13 protein-coding genes and 1 pseudogene are annotated in these 17,681 nt (G+C 43.0%); 6 read left to right on the top strand and 8 right to left on the bottom strand.

From position 1 onward, the window contains the following. Nucleotides 1–414 precede the first annotated feature (414 nt). The 3 genes from gcvP to L8S15_RS08120 all read right to left on the bottom strand — a co-directional run bounded on the left by gcvP (nucleotide 415) and on the right by L8S15_RS08120 (nucleotide 5,108). Nucleotides 415–3,294: an aminomethyl-transferring glycine dehydrogenase gene (gcvP, locus tag L8S15_RS08130; RefSeq protein WP_016789847.1), complete on the bottom strand. Its 2,880-nt coding sequence runs from the start codon at nucleotides 3,292–3,294 to the stop codon at nucleotides 415–417. A gap of 89 nt (nucleotides 3,295–3,383) precedes the next feature. Continuing rightward, entirely contained in the window at nucleotides 3,384–3,764 is a 381-nt protein-coding gene (gene gcvH / locus L8S15_RS08125) for a glycine cleavage system protein GcvH (RefSeq protein ID WP_004730871.1), read from the bottom strand. Nucleotides 3,765–3,815: 51 nt separating this feature from the next. After that, the gene (locus L8S15_RS08120; protein ID WP_010429450.1) at nucleotides 3,816–5,108 is read right to left on the bottom strand and encodes a serine hydroxymethyltransferase; all 1,293 of its coding nucleotides are present in this window, start codon (nucleotides 5,106–5,108) and stop codon (nucleotides 3,816–3,818) included. 441 nt (nucleotides 5,109–5,549) lie between these two features. Between L8S15_RS08120 and L8S15_RS08115 the strand changes: the two genes are divergently transcribed. The 4 genes and pseudogenes from L8S15_RS08115 (at nucleotide 5,550) to L8S15_RS08100 (ending at nucleotide 9,902) form a co-directional block, all read left to right on the top strand. Further along, nucleotides 5,550–6,173 carry an XRE family transcriptional regulator gene (locus tag L8S15_RS08115; protein WP_010429452.1) on the top strand — a complete coding sequence of 208 codons (624 nt, stop codon included), beginning with the start codon at nucleotides 5,550–5,552 and terminating at the stop codon, nucleotides 6,171–6,173. Nucleotides 6,174–6,608: 435 nt separating this feature from the next. After that, nucleotides 6,609–7,754, top strand: coding sequence for a glycine cleavage system aminomethyltransferase GcvT (gene gcvT / locus L8S15_RS08110; protein ID WP_345781716.1), 1,146 nt, complete (start codon nucleotides 6,609–6,611; stop codon nucleotides 7,752–7,754). A gap of 251 nt (nucleotides 7,755–8,005) precedes the next feature. Further along, nucleotides 8,006–8,509, top strand: a pseudogene (locus tag L8S15_RS08105) (trypsin-like serine protease); the annotation flags it as partial. A 331-nt stretch (nucleotides 8,510–8,840) separates the two neighbouring features. After that, nucleotides 8,841–9,902 (top strand): trypsin-like serine protease, encoded by a 1,062-nt coding sequence (locus tag L8S15_RS08100; RefSeq protein WP_280572491.1) that lies wholly within the window; start codon nucleotides 8,841–8,843, stop codon nucleotides 9,900–9,902. 108 nt (nucleotides 9,903–10,010) lie between these two features. Here the strand turns inward: L8S15_RS08100 and L8S15_RS08095 are convergent, their stop codons facing one another. Beyond that, a complete protein-coding gene (locus tag L8S15_RS08095; protein ID WP_016768715.1) occupies nucleotides 10,011–10,334 on the bottom strand; it encodes a hypothetical protein in 324 nt (107 codons plus the stop codon). Between the two features lie 199 nt (nucleotides 10,335–10,533). Between L8S15_RS08095 and L8S15_RS08090 the strand changes: the two genes are divergently transcribed. Further along, the gene (locus tag L8S15_RS08090) at nucleotides 10,534–10,851 is read left to right on the top strand and encodes a helix-turn-helix transcriptional regulator (RefSeq protein WP_010429462.1); all 318 of its coding nucleotides are present in this window, start codon (nucleotides 10,534–10,536) and stop codon (nucleotides 10,849–10,851) included. A 142-nt stretch (nucleotides 10,852–10,993) separates the two neighbouring features. Here L8S15_RS08090 and arfB read toward each other — a convergent pair whose 3' ends face one another. After that, nucleotides 10,994–11,404, bottom strand: a complete 411-nt coding sequence (arfB, locus tag L8S15_RS08085) for an alternative ribosome rescue aminoacyl-tRNA hydrolase ArfB (protein WP_016768716.1) — start codon at nucleotides 11,402–11,404, stop codon at nucleotides 10,994–10,996. Nucleotides 11,405–11,491: 87 nt separating this feature from the next. Here arfB and L8S15_RS08080 point away from each other — a divergent pair, with 87 nt between their 5' ends. Next, a complete protein-coding gene (locus tag L8S15_RS08080; protein WP_016793674.1) occupies nucleotides 11,492–12,097 on the top strand; it encodes a beta-phosphoglucomutase family hydrolase in 606 nt (201 codons plus the stop codon). A gap of 65 nt (nucleotides 12,098–12,162) precedes the next feature. Here the strand turns inward: L8S15_RS08080 and L8S15_RS08075 are convergent, their stop codons facing one another. The 3 genes from L8S15_RS08075 to L8S15_RS08065 all read right to left on the bottom strand — a co-directional run bounded on the left by L8S15_RS08075 (nucleotide 12,163) and on the right by L8S15_RS08065 (nucleotide 17,659). After that, nucleotides 12,163–14,067 carry a diguanylate cyclase gene (locus L8S15_RS08075; RefSeq protein ID WP_280572485.1) on the bottom strand — a complete coding sequence of 635 codons (1,905 nt, stop codon included), beginning with the start codon at nucleotides 14,065–14,067 and terminating at the stop codon, nucleotides 12,163–12,165. A 254-nt stretch (nucleotides 14,068–14,321) separates the two neighbouring features. Further along, on the bottom strand, nucleotides 14,322–16,070 hold the full coding sequence (locus L8S15_RS08070; protein WP_016792004.1) for a formate--tetrahydrofolate ligase: 1,749 nt from the start codon (nucleotides 16,068–16,070) through the stop codon (nucleotides 14,322–14,324). A 284-nt stretch (nucleotides 16,071–16,354) separates the two neighbouring features. Further along, a complete protein-coding gene (locus L8S15_RS08065) occupies nucleotides 16,355–17,659 on the bottom strand; it encodes an inosine/guanosine kinase (protein WP_010429474.1) in 1,305 nt (434 codons plus the stop codon). Nucleotides 17,660–17,681 lie beyond the last annotated feature (22 nt).

Genomic DNA, 17,681 nt, shown 5'->3' with positions numbered 1-17,681 from the left:
TGGAGAGCATTGTTTAATTGGAGTTGAAGAATGAAACATGATTATATTTTGGAGACCCGGTTAAAGATAGGGGACACAAATATTACATACTAGTTCTGTTTTTGGTTTTCTCTAAGGCACTGTCGAAAGCGTCCTTAAGGGCTCAGATCAAATTTATTGCCACAACGCCAGCAGAAACACAAATAACCCAATCCCAAGCGTGACTTTTAGAAGCAGGCCAAGAGGGGCTCCACCTTTTGGCGCTTTGTTACAACATCCCATAATCATTTCCTAATTCAATGTTGGTTTAGATCAACCTTAAACCTTTCCCTTACGGTAAGGTCAATGCATTTGTTTACCTTGAATTTCGGAAAACAAAAAGGCGAACCGTTTGGTTCGCCTTTGTTATGTTTCGCTGCTTAGCTCCGCTACGAATTAGTCTTCGTAGTTATCGATGCTTGGGCAAGAACAGATTAGGTTACGGTCGCCGTATACGTTGTCTACACGGTTAACTGTTGGCCAGTACTTCGAGTTCTTAGTTGCTTTCGATGGGAAGCAAGCCAGTTCGCGAGAGTAAGGGCGATCCCATTCTGCGCCTGAAAGGTCAACTTGTGTGTGCGGTGCGTTCACTAGAGGGTTGTTGTCTAGTGGCCATTCACCCGCTTTCACAGCTGCCATTTCGTGACGGATTGCGATCATCGCTTCACAGAAACGGTCTAGCTCTTCTAAATCTTCTGATTCAGTTGGCTCTACCATTAGTGTGCCCGCTACTGGGAAAGACATCGTAGGAGCGTGGAAACCGAAGTCCATTAGACGCTTAGCAATATCTTCTTCGCTGATACCTGTGTCTTCTTTAAGCGGACGAATATCGATAATACATTCGTGTGCTACGCGGCCGTTAGTGCCACGGTAAAGAACAGGGTAGTGAGGACGTAGTTTTTCCATCACGTAGTTCGCGTTCAGGATCGCAACTTTAGTCGCGTCTGTTAGGCCAGGTTCGCCCATCATTGCGATGTAAGCCCAAGAGATAGGTAGGATTGAAGCACTACCTAAATCTGCTGCTGATACCGCGTAGTCAGAACCTTGTACACCGTTTTCGATATGACCTGGTAGGAAAGGTGCTAGGTGCGATTTAACGCCGATAGGACCCATACCCGGACCGCCACCACCGTGTGGGATACAGAATGTTTTGTGCAGGTTCAAGTGAGATACGTCTGAACCGATGAAGCCAGGTGAAGTTAAGCCTACTTGAGCGTTCATGTTCGCGCCGTCTAGGTAAACCTGACCGCCCGCTGCGTGTACTTGTTCACACACTTCTTTCACTTGCTCTTCGTATACGCCGTGCGTAGAAGGGTAAGTGATCATGATGCTTGATAGGTTGTCTTTGTGCTTCTCGATTTTCGCTGCTAGGTCTGTCATGTCGATGTTGCCATCTTCATCACACTTAACAACCACTACTTTCATTGAAACCATTGATGCTGTTGCAGGGTTAGTACCGTGCGCAGAGCTTGGAATCAGACAAACGTTACGGTGAGCTTCACCGCGGCTTGCGTGGTAACGTTGAATTGCGATTAGACCTGCGTATTCGCCAGATGCACCAGAGTTAGGCTGTAGTGAGAAATCGTCGTAACCAGTGATTTCACATAGCTTCTCTTTAAGATCTTTCGCTAGCGCTGTGTAACCAGCTGCTTGCTCTAGAGGTGCGAATGGGTGAATTGAACCAAACTCAGGCCATGTTACTGGAATCATCTCAGCAGCAGCGTTCAGCTTCATCGTACAGCTGCCCAGTGGGATCATGCCGTGCGTTAGTGAGAAGTCTTTGTTCTCAAGCTGTTTTAGGTAACGCATCATTTGCGTTTCGCTGTGGTGCGTATTGAATACTGGGTGAGTTAGGAACTCTGATTCACGACGGCAGTTTTCTGGAATTGCTGCAAACTCGTTTGATGCAATGTCAGAAGATAGTGCTTGAACGTCTTCTTTCACGTCGAAGATTGCAAACAGTGAGTTCACGTCGTCGATCGTTGTAGTTTCATCTAAGCTGATACCGATTTTACCCTTGAGAAGGCGAAGGTTGATGTCTGCTGCTTGTGCTTTCGCATACAGTGCATCTGTCTTTTCTTCAGAGTTGATTGTGATGGTATCGAAGAAGCTGTTGTTTGTTAGCTCGTAACCCGCTTTAGTCAGGCCAGCCGCTAGGATAGCTGTCATGTGGTGTGTACGACGAGCAATAGTGCGTAGGCCTTCTGCACCGTGGTAAACCGCGTAGAAAGACGCCATGTTTGCTAGAAGTGCTTGAGCTGTACAGATGTTCGATGTCGCTTTCTCGCGGCGGATGTGTTGCTCACGAGTTTGCATTGCCATACGTAGTGCTTGGTTACCGTGAGTATCGATAGATACACCGATTACACGACCTGGCATTGTACGCTTATGCTTTTCACGAGTACCCATGAATGCAGCGTGTGGACCGCCGTAACCCATAGGAACGCCGAAACGTTGCGCTGAACCGATGACTACGTCTGCGCCCATTTCGCCAGCTGGCTTGAGTAGAGCTGAAGCAAGTAGGTCAGTAGCAACTGTTACCAGTGTTTTGTTAGCTTGAGCTTTCGCAATGATGTCTGTTAAGTCGCGAACTTCACCCGTTGTACTAGGGTATTGAAGAAGCGCACCAAATACGTCTTGCTCAGGAAGTGTTTCAAGAGCGCCAACCATTACTTCAAAACCGATGTACTCAGCACGAGTTTTAACAACTTCTAGTGTTTGAGGGTGAACATCGTCAGCAACGAAGAATACTTTGCTCTTGCTTTTGCCAGCACGCTTACACAGTGTCATTGCTTCGCCAGCCGCTGTCGCTTCATCAAGAAGGGATGCGTTCGCGATTTCCATACCTGTTAGATCCATTACCATTTGTTGGTAATTTAGTAGAGCTTCAAGACGACCTTGAGAAATCTCTGGTTGGTATGGTGTGTAAGCTGTGTACCAGCCTGGGTTCTCTAAAACGTTACGCAGAATAACGTTTGGAGTGAATGTGTTGTAGTAGCCTTGGCCAATGAAAGTACGTTTTACTTGGTTTAGGTTCGCGATCTCCTTAAGAGAGGTCAGCATGTCCATTTCGCTCAGTGGCGCAGCAAGTGTCATTGGTTTTTCAAGACGGATTTGTGCAGGAACCGTTTCATCGATCAGTGCGTCTAAGCTAGTCGCGTTGATCGCTTCAAGCATTTTTTGCTGGTCTGCTTTATTAGGGCCGTTATGACGAGCAACAAACTCGTTTTGAGTACCCAGGTCTTTCAGTAATTGGCTTTGAAGTAATTCAGTCATGATATGTTCTACTTTCTCTCTGGAGCCGTGAGCTAGCCCCTAAAATTAAGCTGCTCACAAGAGCAGCTTTATCGTAATGAGGTTACCTATTAATCTTCTTCGATAGAGCTTAGGTATTCTTCCGCATCTTTAAGGTTGTTTAGTTCAGACGCATCAGACATCTTCACTTTAACAATCCAGCCACCTTCATAAGATTCTTCGTTAATTAACTCAGGGCTATCTTCTAATTCTTCGTTGATTTCTACGATTTCGCCAGAGATTGGTGCGTAGATATCAGAAGCTGCTTTCACTGATTCAACGAGAGAGAAGCTTTCACCAGCTTCTATTTCGTCTCCAGTGTCAGGCAGGTCAACAAACACAACGTCACCTAGCATTTCTTGAGCGTGCTCAGAAATACCGATAGTCACAGTACCGTCACCGTTGTCTTTTACCCACTCGTGGCTGTCTGCAAACTTTAGTGTATTGTCCATTGCTTATTCTCCAAAAATTTATGAGGTTTTAATTTAAATCTTAAAAACGGTTTAACGGTAAAGAGGGAAGCGCTTGCAAAGCTCTTTAACTTGTTTGCGAACACGTTGCTCAACTTCAGCGTTGCCTTCAGGGCTCTCAACTAAGCCATCAAGTACATCACCGATCCATTCACCGATAAGTTTGAATTCTTCAGTGCCAAAACCACGACTGGTTCCAGCTGGCGTACCTAAACGGATACCAGAAGTAATCATAGGCTTCTCTGTATCGAATGGTATGCCATTTTTGTTACATGTGATCCCTGCACGTTCTAATGCTTCTTCAGTTACGTTACCTTTCAAGCCCTTAGGGCGAAGGTCAACCAACATCAGGTGCGTGTCTGTACCGCCAGTCACAATGTCACAACCGCGAGTTTGCAACACTTCAGCGAGAACTTTTGCGTTGTCGATCACTGAATCAATATAAGTATTAAATTCTGGGCCAAGAGCTTCGCCAAACGCCACAGCTTTAGCCGCGATAACGTGCATTAGTGGGCCGCCTTGAAGGCCAGGGAACACTGCAGAGTTGATCTTTTTGTTGATGTCTTCGTGGTTAGTAAGAATCATACCGCCGCGTGGGCCACGAAGTGTTTTGTGAGTTGTTGTAGTAACAACGTGTGCGTGTGGTAGTGGGCTAGGGTGAGCACCTGTTGCGATGAGGCCCGCGATGTGTGCCATATCTACCATTAGGATTGCGCCAACTTCGTCAGCGATTTCACGGAACTTGGCAAAATCAATAACGCGTGGGATAGCACTACCACCAGCAATAATCATTTTAGGTTGGCTTTCGATAGCTAAAGCGCGTACCGCTTCATAATCGATTTCTAGAGTATCGCGGTCTACACCGTATTGTACTGCGTTGAACCACTTGCCCGACATTGCAGGACGTGCACCGTGTGTAAGGTGACCACCAGCGTCTAGAGACATACCTAGGATAGTGTCGCCAGGTTGAAGTAGCGCAAGTTTAACTGCTCCGTTTGCTTGAGCGCCAGAGTGAGGCTGCACGTTTACGTATTCACATTTGAACAGCTGTTTAGCGCGTTCAATCGCAATAGATTCAACGGTATCTACGTGCTCACAACCACCGTAGTAACGACGGCCTGGATAACCTTCCGCGTATTTATTGGTTAGGCAAGTGCCTTGAGCTTGCATTACTGCTTTAGAAACGATGTTCTCAGAAGCAATAAGTTCGATTTGTTCGTTTTGACGAGTGTTCTCTGCTTGGATTCCAGCAAATACAGCATCGTCAGTACCAGATAGGTTTGTAGAGAAAAAACTGTCTAAGCTATGGTTTTGGTAAGCGTTCATTGTCGAGACCTTTCATTAAGCTAATGGTGATTGTTTTTATAGTCCATTAGGTCTTACGTTGATTTCTGCATCGGTATCGTTTGCGCTATATAGGTATAAATAAACGTGAATAGCGTTATAAATATACTCTTACAGCGTCTAAGCGATCGTTGTAGGGTCAATGCAGCACGAATTGTTTCCCAAAAAAGTTCGGGTAAAAACAGCTCTTACAAATGTTAAATTTATCATTTGCAGCAAGCTGAAGTAGCATCTCTTCATCTAACAAGTCGATAACATAGCTCCGTTAAATTCAATTTTCAACAAAAATTTCCAATAGGAAACAACTTTTCTGGTTTTGCTACGGGGAGCACGCTTTATTTCTGTGTGCGCTCTTTAATCAACAAAGCGCTTCATGCAACAATGAGTTTAATAGACAGGAAGTAAGAAATTAATGAGGGACCTATGTCAGAAGACATTTATGATGAGTACCCATCTTTAACGTTGGCGAAAGAAACGTTAGACCAGAATATTGAACCACTTAGGCTCGGTCAGCGTATTAAAGATATTCGCAGCAAGCTTGGGATTACGCTAGAAGAGGCGAGTCAGCGTACTGGCTTAGCTCGTTCTACGCTCAGTAAAATCGAGAACGAACAAATTTCGCCAACCTTTCAAGCTATGCAAAAATTAGCGATGGGTTTGCAAATAGATATGCCGCAACTATTTGAACCACCTAGAAAAAAAGTTGCAACAGGTCGGCGAGATTTAACTAAAGTCGGTCAGGGTAAACCTCATCCAACCCCAACATACGAGCATGAACTGCTTGCAACAGAGCTGTCTAATAAGAAGATGATGCCATTTAAGAGCCGCGTGAGAGCTCGTACTTTTGAAGAGTACAATGATTGGGTTCGTCACGACGGTGAAGAGTTCTTAATGATTATCTCCGGCGATGTGATGTTCTACTCAGAATTCTACGAACCGGTGCCTATGAGTGAAGGTGATAGCATGTATTACGATGCCAATATGGGTCACATGCTTATCTCGACTAGCGCAGAAGACGCGCTCATTTTGTGGGTGACAGCAAAATAAATTAACAAAAGTCGAATTTCTTATAGTGGATGCAAACGTTTGCTTTTGTTTCTAACGTTTGCCAAATGACGCGATATTGATGTGAAAATCATCAATATCGCGTTTTTGTATGCATCGAATAATTGTTTTTAAATTGTTAAATGTCACATTTTGAGCTGTTTTAATCTTGTTAAGGGTGTAAAACTGACTCAGCCTTGTTTATTATAGTGAACACGGTTTACTCATGTTGATTGAAGTTTACTGAAGTGAATTCTTAGAAAGTGAGTTGTAGAGTTTTTGTACTGCTGTCTGTTTTTATAACGCTAGCTTTATAAACCTATATAAAAGACATCACTTTTTACTATCTACTGTTTCTAACGGTAATCACTATCGTTAGGGCGACTCTAAATAGAGATATAAGCGGCAGATTCGATTTAGGAAAGCCTGCAACGCTTCATGGAGAATAAAATGACTCAAGAACACGCAAATCAAGACCTACTAAAAACACCACTGCATGCACTTCACGTTGAAGAGGGCGCAAAAATGGTTCCTTTCGCTGGCTATGACATGCCAGTTCAGTATCCATTAGGTGTAAAGAAAGAGCACTTACACACTCGTGATGCTGCCGGTCTTTTTGATGTTTCTCACATGGGGCAACTTCGTCTTCATGGTGAAAACGCAGCTGCTGTCTTAGAATCTTTGGTTCCTGTAGATATTATTGACCTTCCTTCTGGTAAGCAGCGCTACGCGTTCTTTACTAACGAGCAGGGCGGCATTATGGATGACCTGATGGTGGCAAACCTAGGTGACCACCTGTTTGTTGTTGTGAACGCAGCATGCAAGACACAAGATATCGACCACCTAACGGCGCACCTTCCAGCTGACGTGGAAATTGAAGTTATTGATGATCGCGCTTTATTAGCACTTCAAGGCCCTAAAGCGTCTGAAGTTCTTGCTCGTTTCCAACCTAGTGTTGCAGATATGCTTTTTATGGACGTTCAAAAAGTCGATATCGATGGCGTTGAATGCATCGTGAGCCGTAGTGGTTACACGGGCGAAGATGGCTACGAGATCTCTGTACCGAACGATCACGCAGAAGCGTTAGCGCGTAAGCTGACTTCAGAAGCTGAAGTTGAGTGGATCGGCCTTGGTGCTCGTGATTCACTTCGTCTTGAGTGTGGTCTTTGCCTATATGGTCACGATCTAGATACAACGACAACACCAGTAGAAGCTAGCCTTCTATGGGGTATCCAAAAAGTGCGTCGTACTGACGGTGAACGTGCTGGCGGTTTCCCTGGCGCTGATATCATCCTTGAGCAAATCGCAACGAAAGACGTACAACGTAAGCGTGTTGGTCTTGTTGGTCAGACTAAAGCGCCAGTACGTGAAGGCGCTGAGTTGTTTGATGCTGAAGACAACAAGATTGGCGTAGTAACAAGTGGTACTGCGGGTCCTAACGCTGGTAAGCCAGTTTCTATGGCTTACGTTCGCACTGACCTAGCAGTTATCGGTACTGAAGTATTCGCTGAAGTTCGTGGTAAGAAGCTACCAATGACAGTAGAAAAAATGCCGTTTGTACCTCAGCGTTATTATCGTGGCTAATCTCTTCTGAGAGAATTATTCCACATTAACAAAAAGCCTATTGTGTTTTCTCTGGATGGAGAAATAAGACAATGGGCTTTTTTGTTATTTGGAGCGTATCTAATCCACTCAGCTTGGTTCGAAAATCAGCTTAAATAGTGAGATGTGTGACCATTTCGTTATAAATACTTACTATACTGATGGTTATGGCGTGTTATGGTGGCGACTCATCATTTTTGTGTATAAGTAGTAGGGGTTACAAGGAGTTAACTATGAATGTGAACCATACAATGAGCCCGGTTCGTAAGGCTGTTTTAGGACTTTTAGTACCATTGATTTACACATCCAGTGTAATGGCAACGGAAAGTGCGTTCGAAATTACTCCTGATGCAGGTGTAACACCTTATATTGTGAATGGCAGTAATGCATCAGTAACTGATTTCCCTTCAATGGCGAGTTTGTTCATTGACCGTATTGATTATGATGGTGTCTACTCAACAGGGCCTTACTGTGGAGCAACAATTTTAGATAACTATCATGTATTGACTGCTGCACACTGTATCTATGGTGACGACAACTCGCAGTTATTTACGGTGGTTATCCCTCAATTAGAAGACACTTCTTTATTTCCTAACGGCGGTATTCAGAAAGTACGGGTATCAGAAGTTTATTACCGAACTGACTATTCAAATAGTATTAATCAACTTTTAAGAAATGATATTGCGATTTTGAAATTAGAAGCTTCTCTCAACCTGCAATCTTCTTCTGAAACTGTTATCCCTCCGTTCGTGGTAAGAAGCTACCAATGACAGTAGAAAAAATGCCGTTTGTACCTCAGCGTTATTATCGTGGCTAATCTCTTCTGAGAGAATTATTCCACATTAACAAAAAGCCTATTGTGTTTTCTCTGGATGGAGAAATAAGACAATGGGCTTTTTTGTTATTTGGAGCGTATCTAATCCACTCAGCTTGGTTCGAAAATCAGCTTAAATAGTGAGATGTGTGACCATTTCGTTATAAATACTTACTATACTGATGGTTATGGCGTGTTATGGTGGCGACTCATCATTTTTGTGTATAAGTAGTAGGGGTTACAAGGAGTTAACTATGAATGTGAACCATACAATGAGCCCGGTTCGTAAGGCTGTTTTAGGACTTTTAGTACCATTGATTTACACATCCAGTGTAATGGCAACGGAAAGTGCGTTCGAAATTACTCCTGATGCAGGTGTAACACCTTATATTGTGAATGGCAGTAATGCATCAGTAACTGATTTCCCTTCAATGGCGAGTTTGTTCATTGACCGTATTGATTATGATGGTGTCTACTCAACAGGGCCTTACTGTGGAGCAACAATTTTAGATAACTATCATGTATTGACTGCTGCACACTGTATCTATGGTGACGACAACTCGCAGTTATTTACGGTGGTTATCCCTCAATTAGAAGACACTTCTTTATTTCCTAACGGCGGTATTCAGAAAGTACGGGTATCAGAAGTTTATTACCGAACTGACTATTCAAATAGTATTAATCAACTTTTAAGAAATGATATTGCGATTTTGAAATTAGAAGCTTCTCTCAACCTGCAATCTTCTTCTGAAACTGTTATCCCTCCATTTGATACATATCTTGATTCTGCTTATGATTTCGTTGCTGTTGGCCATGGCGACATAGAATCTGATGTTGAAGGAACAACATTGCTACAGCAAGTTGACCTTACATACGTTGATACACCTAACTGCATAGCAGTGTTCGGTTCTTTCGTTACTGACAAACAAATTTGCTTTAATGGTGATGGGCCTGATAATAAGTTGTACGGAGGCACTTGCCAAGGAGATTCGGGTGGCCCGGTATTTTGGAAAAATGGCTCTACTTATGAACAAGTAGGCATCACAAGCTTTGGACCGACTACTTGTGGTGCGGGAATTGGTGTTACGTCAGTATTTACAGAGATATATGACTATAAAGATTGGATAACAAATGTGACTAATGGAGTAATCGATAGCGCAGAAACTGTTCAGCTTTCTGCGACGGAAGCTAAACGAATAGCTTACGCTGGCACTAGTTCATCTGGTTCAAGCAGCGGTGGTAGTGTTTCATTTGGATTGCTCGGCATGCTGATGTTGCTTGCAGGCTTGAAATCTACTCTATCACGCAGAACTTAATGTAATGTGTAAGTCGACATGATGTCTCTGGATATCGTCGACTTACCTGTTGTTCGCTTTTTCTGTCGACTATGCACCATCCCCAGATGGTAGCTCAAACCTTCTCTGTTAGTTCAATTCTAGGGTCGATTTCCTGCCGTATTTCTCAATGATCTCATCGATCTCTTTAACAGTATCGTTAATTGTCTTGATACCACTCTTTACTATCTGTTTCTCTGTTGAATTGAGTGCTTCAAAAGCTTGCTTCATTTCCTTGTCATCTAGCATACTCTGGTGAAGTAATACTTCTTTATAAGTTAGAAGCCTATGTTGTATTGCTCTGATCTCACTTAGCGCATACTTTGATTTTAAAGCCTGTTTGATACAAGAAAAAGCCAATTCATATTGACTCGCAATTTCCCATTCGACATTTTTTTTATTCGCAATTTGCAATTTTAACTACTTCCCAATACTCGAATATTCAAGTTTTTAGACTGCTCGTTCATCACGGTTAATGTGTGAAGGTTTATGAAACATAACGCTTTTTATAAGGCGAATAATATGCCTTTGATAGCTTATGTAAACTGTTGTTCGTCAATATGGTCTGTTTCTTGCTGAAATTAGGTCATAACTGTCCATTTAGGAATAGATAATGTCTCAAGAACCTATCGTGATAGCGCTGATTGAACGTAGAAAACAAGCTAATTTATCGCAAGAAAAATTAGCTTTCAGTTCTGGAATGAGTTTAAAAACGTACCAACGTATCGAGCGCGGTGAAGCGGATATCAAAATGTCTCAATATCGTTCGATTATGAGAACCTTGAAAGTAACGGATTTGGATGTCGTTCTTGATGTTGTTGGGGCATCTCAACCGACAGAGGCAGACGTAGCCGCGGCGAGTCGCTTGTTAAGCAGTGAAGAAAGAATGTTGTTAATCAAACTGATTTTGTCTGTCAAAAAGCAGCAGTAGTGTCGGTTTAGTTATTCTTAAGGAACGTTGATTTACTATGTTTAGATATTCAATATTAGTGATTGTGTTGATGGTTCGATTTACTTGAATAAACAGAGCTGTGATGCAGTAGAGTGGTGTTCTATAGACGGCTTAGAATCGCCTAACTTACTCTTCCACGGAGTTGTTTTGTTGTACTTCTTTGCTTCTTACTTTCCAAACGTCTCTTTTGAGAGCCACGCGTCGGCTTAGTTGCTCTTCTGACTTTTTGCACTTTAGTCGCCTCCAAGATCAACTCCTTCAAACGCAATAGGGCATCATCTCGATTTTGTTCTTGAGTCCTATACTGTTGAGCTTTAATGATAATCACGCCATCTTTGGTGATGCGGTTATCTTTATGTGCTAACAGTTTTTCTTTATAGAAATCAGGTAGTGTTGAGTGGTTAATGTCAAAACGCAAGTGTATCGCGCTGGATACTTTATTGACGTTTTGACCGCCAGCTCCTTGTGCTCTGATCGCAGTTAACTGAATTTCCCAGTCTTGAATTGAAACAGAGTTTGAGATTTGTAACATAAACATCCATTTTGAACGGTAATATGGGGTCATGATACTGAATATTGGTTATGGTATCAGTAACTTTCTTAAAGAGTGGTAGTAGTGATGAAAATAGATTTGGCTGCATATGAAGGACTAATCTTTGATATGGACGGTACGCTGATCGATACGATGCCTGCCCATGTACAAGCATGGCAAAAAACGGCAGAGCAGTTCGGCTTTCATTTTGAGGCATCTTGGCTGCACAGTTTAGGCGGGATGCCTAGCTATAAAATAGCAGGTGAAGTGAACAGTAAATATGGCTTATCGCTTGACCCACAGGCTGTATCTACTTTTAAGATGGCTTCATTTGCGGCTATTGAAGACAAAGGCGATATTATTCCTTGTACGCATTCTTTGTTGTTAGAACACTTGGGTAGTAAGAAAATCGCTGTAGGGACGGGGAGCCAACGTAAAAGTGCCGAGCAATTGTTAGAGAAAACCGATATTCTAAACAAGCTTGATATTTTAGTGACCGCCACGGACGTTAAAAATCACAAGCCAAACCCAGATACATTCCTTGATGCTTGTTTTGGAATGGGTTTGAAGCCGGAACAGTGTGTTGTGTTTGAAGATACAAATCTTGGTAAGCAGGCAGCTCACGCGGCGAACATGGACTGTATTCTTGTGGTCGAAGGGAATAACTTAGAGTTTTATCCTGCGCCAAGTTGAATGAATTACTAATAGGTGGGCAAGCGCTTTGGTTAACAACCTAAAGGAACAGCCTTGATTTTCTGTTAGGCGATTTCACTCATCTCACTGTCTAGGAATAAACATACGTTGTTTCGACCCGCAGCTTTCGCTTCGTATAGGGCAAGATCAGCACACTTGTAATTGAGGGCAGGGTCGTTCGTTAGGTTGGTAATTCCACCACTAATGGTAACGACGTTGTCCAGTTCGATGCACACAGCGATTCTTAAACGGTTGAGTACGTATTCTGCTTCTTCGGTTGTGGTATGCGGCAGAATGATGCCAAATTCTTCACCGCCGATGCGCGCAACAACATCGGTTTCACGGCACTCACGTTGTAGTACCTGAGCGACTGTTTGAATGACGCGGTCACCGTAATCGTGCCCAAACCTGTCATTTATACGTTTGAAGTGATCAATATCTAAGATCGCCAAGCAAGATTGCTCTCGGGTTGGGTAACGGTTGACACGGGAACATTCATCGCGAAGTTCAAGATCGAATTTACGTCGATTCCAACACTCTGCTAGTGCATCTTTTTCACTCAGGTTTCGCAGCCTTTTCTCAAGTTCTTTGTGTTTACTGATATCAACAAAAGACGCGACATAAAATTGGATGACACCTTTAGAATCTTTAATGGTCTGAATTCGAAGTATTTCAGTAATTAAGGACCCGTCTTTGCGACGATTGACTACTTCACCTTCCCACATGCCTTTTTTCTGAATTACGCTCCACATTTTAATGTAAAACTCTTGATTATAGCGTCCAGAAGCAAACATTGATGGTTGGCGGCCTTTTACATCTTCCAGTTCGTAGCCACTGACACGAGTAAACTCTTGGTTCACCTTGATGATTCGGTTGTTTCTGTCGGTGATAACCAATGCAGACATACCGTTCATTGCTGCCTTTGCTAATTGGCTTTCAATACTATTTTTTTTATGGTTTATATTCCAAAGCACGAAACCGATTGAAATCATTGATATTAATACAACTAAAGTAATCGTCTGAACCAGGATTGAGTGTTGCTCTCGTTGGTATTGACTGTTTACTTGCTGATTTTTTATATGAAGAACCATATAAATAGGCCCTTCAAACTGTTTTATTTTTGGACTAATGTTTGAATGGAAATACCAGTTTTTGCCATCAAAATAGCTTGAAGAGCGATCATCTTGAATCGCTCGCCAAAGTTCTGGATAAAGCTTGGCGTAAGTTTTATCAGCACGAGACTCAATAAGGTGTCCAAATGATTCTTCAATATCGGGCCCCATGATGACATGCCCCGTTTGGTTGAGTATGACGGGAACAACATACGATGTGCCGATTTGATACAGAAGGCGGTCGTATATTTCAAGCATGTTTAGGTTGGCAATAAAATATCCGAGAATACGGTTGCCTGAAGCAACTGGCGTCATTATTCGCAGTGCTGGGATCAGTGGGTGGACGATCTCACCATTTTCAATCTCCAGATCAATCCCATTAGAGCTAACTTCTCCAATTTTTAACTGCTGAAGTGTTTTAAAGTAAGCACGAGCTGATTTGTCTTGTAACTTGTTATTTGGAACTATCTTTGCTTTTTTGTTGTTGTAATTTATACGAAAAACTTCATTACCCTCTAGATCGAGATAGCGAAGTTGAGAGTAATATTGTTGGCCACGAGCCAGCATTACCCAAAGATCTTCTAATGTTTCTCTATTGATAGTTGAAGGCTCTTCAATTGCGCGTAGCAGTGTCCGTGAATCGGCAATGGCAGGAACAGAGTTTGAGATTTGATCGACAATAACAGCAAGCTCATTGAAGCTATATTCGATTTGATTTTGGCTAGACTGTTTAATATTTAACGCGTGCTGAGCCTCGACCCTATCAAGCTCGGAGTTAATATAGAGGGCAGGGACTAATCCTAGCGCAAATAAGGTGCACAGAAATTGACTGATTAGCTTTTTTATACTCGTATTCATCGCTGTCCTTAAAGAATCAGCGCAATACTATATATTTTATAGGGTTTTTAATGTGATCTTGACCCAGAACTTAAAACAAGATTTGCATATTATTATGGTTTTAGTGCAACTTTTTGCAATTGGGGTTGCTAATTGATTGATTAAGTAATAATAAACAACGCTAAATGATGCCTACTCGTAACAGGCTAATTCGTTAGATGGCGAGTAGGCAAATCGTTGGTGAGCTTCTCAATTGAACTAAGATATTGTATTGATTAACTTAACCCGATGATGTCCCCTTTGTCATCAATATCCAACGACATAAATGCAGGTTTATCAGGTAACCCAGGCATGGTCATCACATTGCCACACAAAGCATAAATAAAGCCCGCACCAGCACACAGTTTTAATTCTCTAACAGGAACGTCAAAATGAGCCGGCGCTCCTTTTATGTGTGCTTCTGTCGAGATAGACAACGGCGTTTTTGCCAAGCAAACCGATAGGCCGTTAAAGCCGTGTTTGTTAAATTCCTCAAGCTGTTGTTTCGCAAGAGCTGATAATGTAATGCTTGATGCCCCGTAGCCAACTTCAGCAACTGCCATCAGTTTCTCTTCCAAACTCTGTTCAGATTGATACAACGGCTTGAACTCATTGTTATCTTGGCAAGCTTTTACGACGGCATGCGCTAGTTGAGTGGCACCTTCACCGCCTTTGCCAAATGCTTCGCTTATTTCAACGCGAGCACTTGGGTCAAAATCGATGATCATCTGTTTTAAAGCGTTTAGCTCTTGAATTGAGTCTTGTGGGAAGCGGTTGATTGCAATGACAATAGATACACCGTACTGTTTGACATTGTTGATATGCCATTTAAGGTTTTCAAAGCCTGCTATCAGCGCGTCTTGGTCATCACTAAAAATTGAATCTGGTAAGGGATTCCCTGGTCTTAAATCGTATAATCCAGAGTTCGCCTTTAAGCCGCGTAATGTTGCAACGACAACTGCGCAGTCAGGTTTCTTGTTCGACGCCTTCACTTTTATGTTGCACGCTTTTTCAAAGCCCATATCTGAGCCGAACCCACCTTCAGTTACAACAAAGTCACTAAGCTTCAATGCTATTTTATCGGCAATGATGGATGAGTTGCCATGTGCAATGTTTGCGAATGGCCCAGCGTGAATTAACGTAGGAACGCCTTCAAGGGTTTGCATCAATGTAGGCTCGATAGAATCTTTCATTGTTACGGTCATCGCCCCTGCAACGCTGAAGTCATCTGCCGTTAGCGGTAAGCCGTGCTGGTTATACGCAAGTACCACTCGACCGATACGTTTACGCAAGTCTTGAAGGTTATTCGCCAATGCGAGTATTGCCATTAACTCTGAAGCTGCTGAGATATCAAATCCGTCTTCACGCTCAAAGCCATTAATCGTTTTACCGGCTTCATTTTTTCCAACGGTGAGCATACGAAGTGCGCGGTCATTGTGATCGAGCACACGACGCCACACGATTCTGTTGGGATCGATATCTAAGGCTTTTAAGCCAGAGCGCGCTTCAAAAGCTCCTAAACCTTCACGTTGCTCGTGATACAAACGTGCGTCAATCGCGGCAGATGCGAGGTTGTGAGCAGCTGTTACAGCATGAATATCGCCAGTCAGATGCAGGTTTAATTGTTCCATTGGGGCTACTTGAGAATATCCACCGCCTGCAGCACCGCCTTTAACGCCGAATACTGGACCCATTGAAGGCTGACGAATACAGGCCATTGCCGATTGGTTAATCTTAGCGAGCCCTTGTGCTAGTCCGATTGTGGTAACGGTTTTACCTTCACCGAGCGGCGTCGGAGTAATCGCTGTTACGACAACCAACTTACCATCTTGTTGGTTAGCGAGACGCTCCAGTGACGTTAGAGACACCTTTGACTTATATTGCCCTAGTGGCTGGTGTTCGTTATTTTGTAAGCCAGCGTGTTTGGCAACCTCACTGATGTTTTTAAGGGGAGTTGAGCGACAAATATCAATATCAGATAGCATATTTGATCCTTATATCAGAACCGAAAGGTGGTACGTAAACGTTTGCGTGGCGATAGTACTGTATAAATTTGCCAAGTAAAGGCAAACCACACGAATTATGTGCTGGAAGATAACAGATCTAAAGAGTCATTGCGCGAGATCAAATCTTAAACGAGCAAAATATTCGATTTGATTACCTTCGGTTGTACTTACATTATCGTTTGATACTAAAAGGGCTGCATATAGCAGCCCTTTTAGTTCTGGAAAGTCTCACCAGCTAATAAAGCTAATTAGCTAAAGCCTGATTAACGATCCCAGTATGTTTCTTCTAAACTATCTTCGCGTTCTGGTAGCGCGCGAGAAAGGCGAGGAGAGTGCTGAGTCAACACTTCGTAGCTTACACGGTTTGCGTACTTACAAATTTGGGACAATGACGAGTACGTTAGGCACGTGTATTCATGTTTTTCTGAGTTCGGCACGTTCACGTGGTGGTAGCTGTTCGCTGCCATATCGTGTAATAGAGCAGAAAGCGCGCCATCGCCAGCACCGTTGGTGTTTTTAATCTCTAGTGGACCACCTAAGTAAGGGCCTATGTGAGAGTATACTTTCACTGGGTCTTGGCAGTCTTGCTTACGCATTGCACGGCTGAATTCATACTTATTGAACTCTGGGATGTTACCAGGTAACAATGGCAGAGTCGTTTCACGCTTCGCTAACTCGTCTGTGTAGCCAGCCATGTAAAGACCGATTGGGCCAGCAGTACATAGCACTAGGTCTACCCATTCAAGTGCTTTATTAGCCGCAAGTAGAGGATCTTTCTCGCCAGTTAGAGCTTCACCCTCATCTTCGTTCATCGCAACGATAGTAACGTTTTCTTTTAGGTATTCTTGCCACCATTCAGCATTTCCTTCGATCACGTATTTAGTACCAAGCGTGAGTACAACAGGCACATTGTGCGATTTCGCGTATTCAATTGCTTTTTGCACGGCTTTTGGCATTGGATCTTCTGGCTTACCGCGCATTAAGTATGAAGAGACGACTAACGCTGAGGCTTTTTCGAAAACCTGCTCAGGAATGCTTTCAGGAAGCAGTTGATTCATGTGTCCTTCGTTAATCGCGAATGTACGTTCGCCATCTTCGGTAATGAGCGTATAACAACGACCAATAGGACCATCAACAGTTTGTAGGTGGTTTAAGTTCATACGAGAAGAAGTGCGGCATAGGTAACGATAACCAAATGAGCCAACTTCAATTTTCTTAGACATGACGCCAAGCAGAACAGATTTGCTGTCTGCGAGTACGGAATAATTGTGCAGTGTATTACCAATAGTATCGCCAGGGTATTGATGTGTGATCAAACCGCGCTCAACTAACTCTTCATATAGCGCATCTGCTTTACTTTCTTCCAATACTAGCGAGTGACCTTTACTCAGCTCGTATTTTTCTAAGAACGCGTTATCAACACGGGCTTCGATATCAACAATCGTTTGACCAACACCGACAATTGTTGCGCGGTGTAGCTTGGGTGTTTGTTGAATTTGGTTGACCAACGGATCACGTGCGTGAGTTGGAAAGTAGTGCTTAGATTTACGCTGTCCAGGAAACTTCATATGAAAAATACAGTGAAAAAAT

Source organism: Vibrio sp. S/42/10 (assembly GCF_029890535.1).
GTDB classification, from domain to species: Bacteria; Pseudomonadota; Gammaproteobacteria; order Enterobacterales; family Vibrionaceae; genus Vibrio; species Vibrio cyclitrophicus.
The sequence above is the reverse complement of the archived record's forward strand: the minus strand, read 5'-3'. Positions and strand labels throughout refer to the sequence as shown.

Coding starts and splice junctions, on each gene's coding strand:
- gcvP (WP_016789847.1), bottom strand. CDS start 3,294: ATGACTGAATTACTTCAAAGCCAATTACTGAAAGACCTGGGTACTCAA.
- gcvH (WP_004730871.1), bottom strand. CDS start 3,764: ATGGACAATACACTAAAGTTTGCAGACAGCCACGAGTGGGTAAAAGAC.
- L8S15_RS08120 (WP_010429450.1), bottom strand. CDS start 5,108: ATGAACGCTTACCAAAACCATAGCTTAGACAGTTTTTTCTCTACAAAC.
- L8S15_RS08115 (WP_010429452.1), top strand. CDS start 5,550: ATGTCAGAAGACATTTATGATGAGTACCCATCTTTAACGTTGGCGAAA.
- gcvT (WP_345781716.1), top strand. CDS start 6,609: ATGGAGAATAAAATGACTCAAGAACACGCAAATCAAGACCTACTAAAA.
- L8S15_RS08100 (WP_280572491.1), top strand. CDS start 8,841: ATGAATGTGAACCATACAATGAGCCCGGTTCGTAAGGCTGTTTTAGGA.
- L8S15_RS08090 (WP_010429462.1), top strand. CDS start 10,534: ATGTCTCAAGAACCTATCGTGATAGCGCTGATTGAACGTAGAAAACAA.
- arfB (WP_016768716.1), bottom strand. CDS start 11,404: ATGTTACAAATCTCAAACTCTGTTTCAATTCAAGACTGGGAAATTCAG.
- L8S15_RS08080 (WP_016793674.1), top strand. CDS start 11,492: ATGAAAATAGATTTGGCTGCATATGAAGGACTAATCTTTGATATGGAC.
- L8S15_RS08075 (WP_280572485.1), bottom strand. CDS start 14,067: ATGAATACGAGTATAAAAAAGCTAATCAGTCAATTTCTGTGCACCTTA.
- L8S15_RS08070 (WP_016792004.1), bottom strand. CDS start 16,070: ATGCTATCTGATATTGATATTTGTCGCTCAACTCCCCTTAAAAACATC.
- L8S15_RS08065 (WP_010429474.1), bottom strand. CDS start 17,659: ATGAAGTTTCCTGGACAGCGTAAATCTAAGCACTACTTTCCAACTCAC.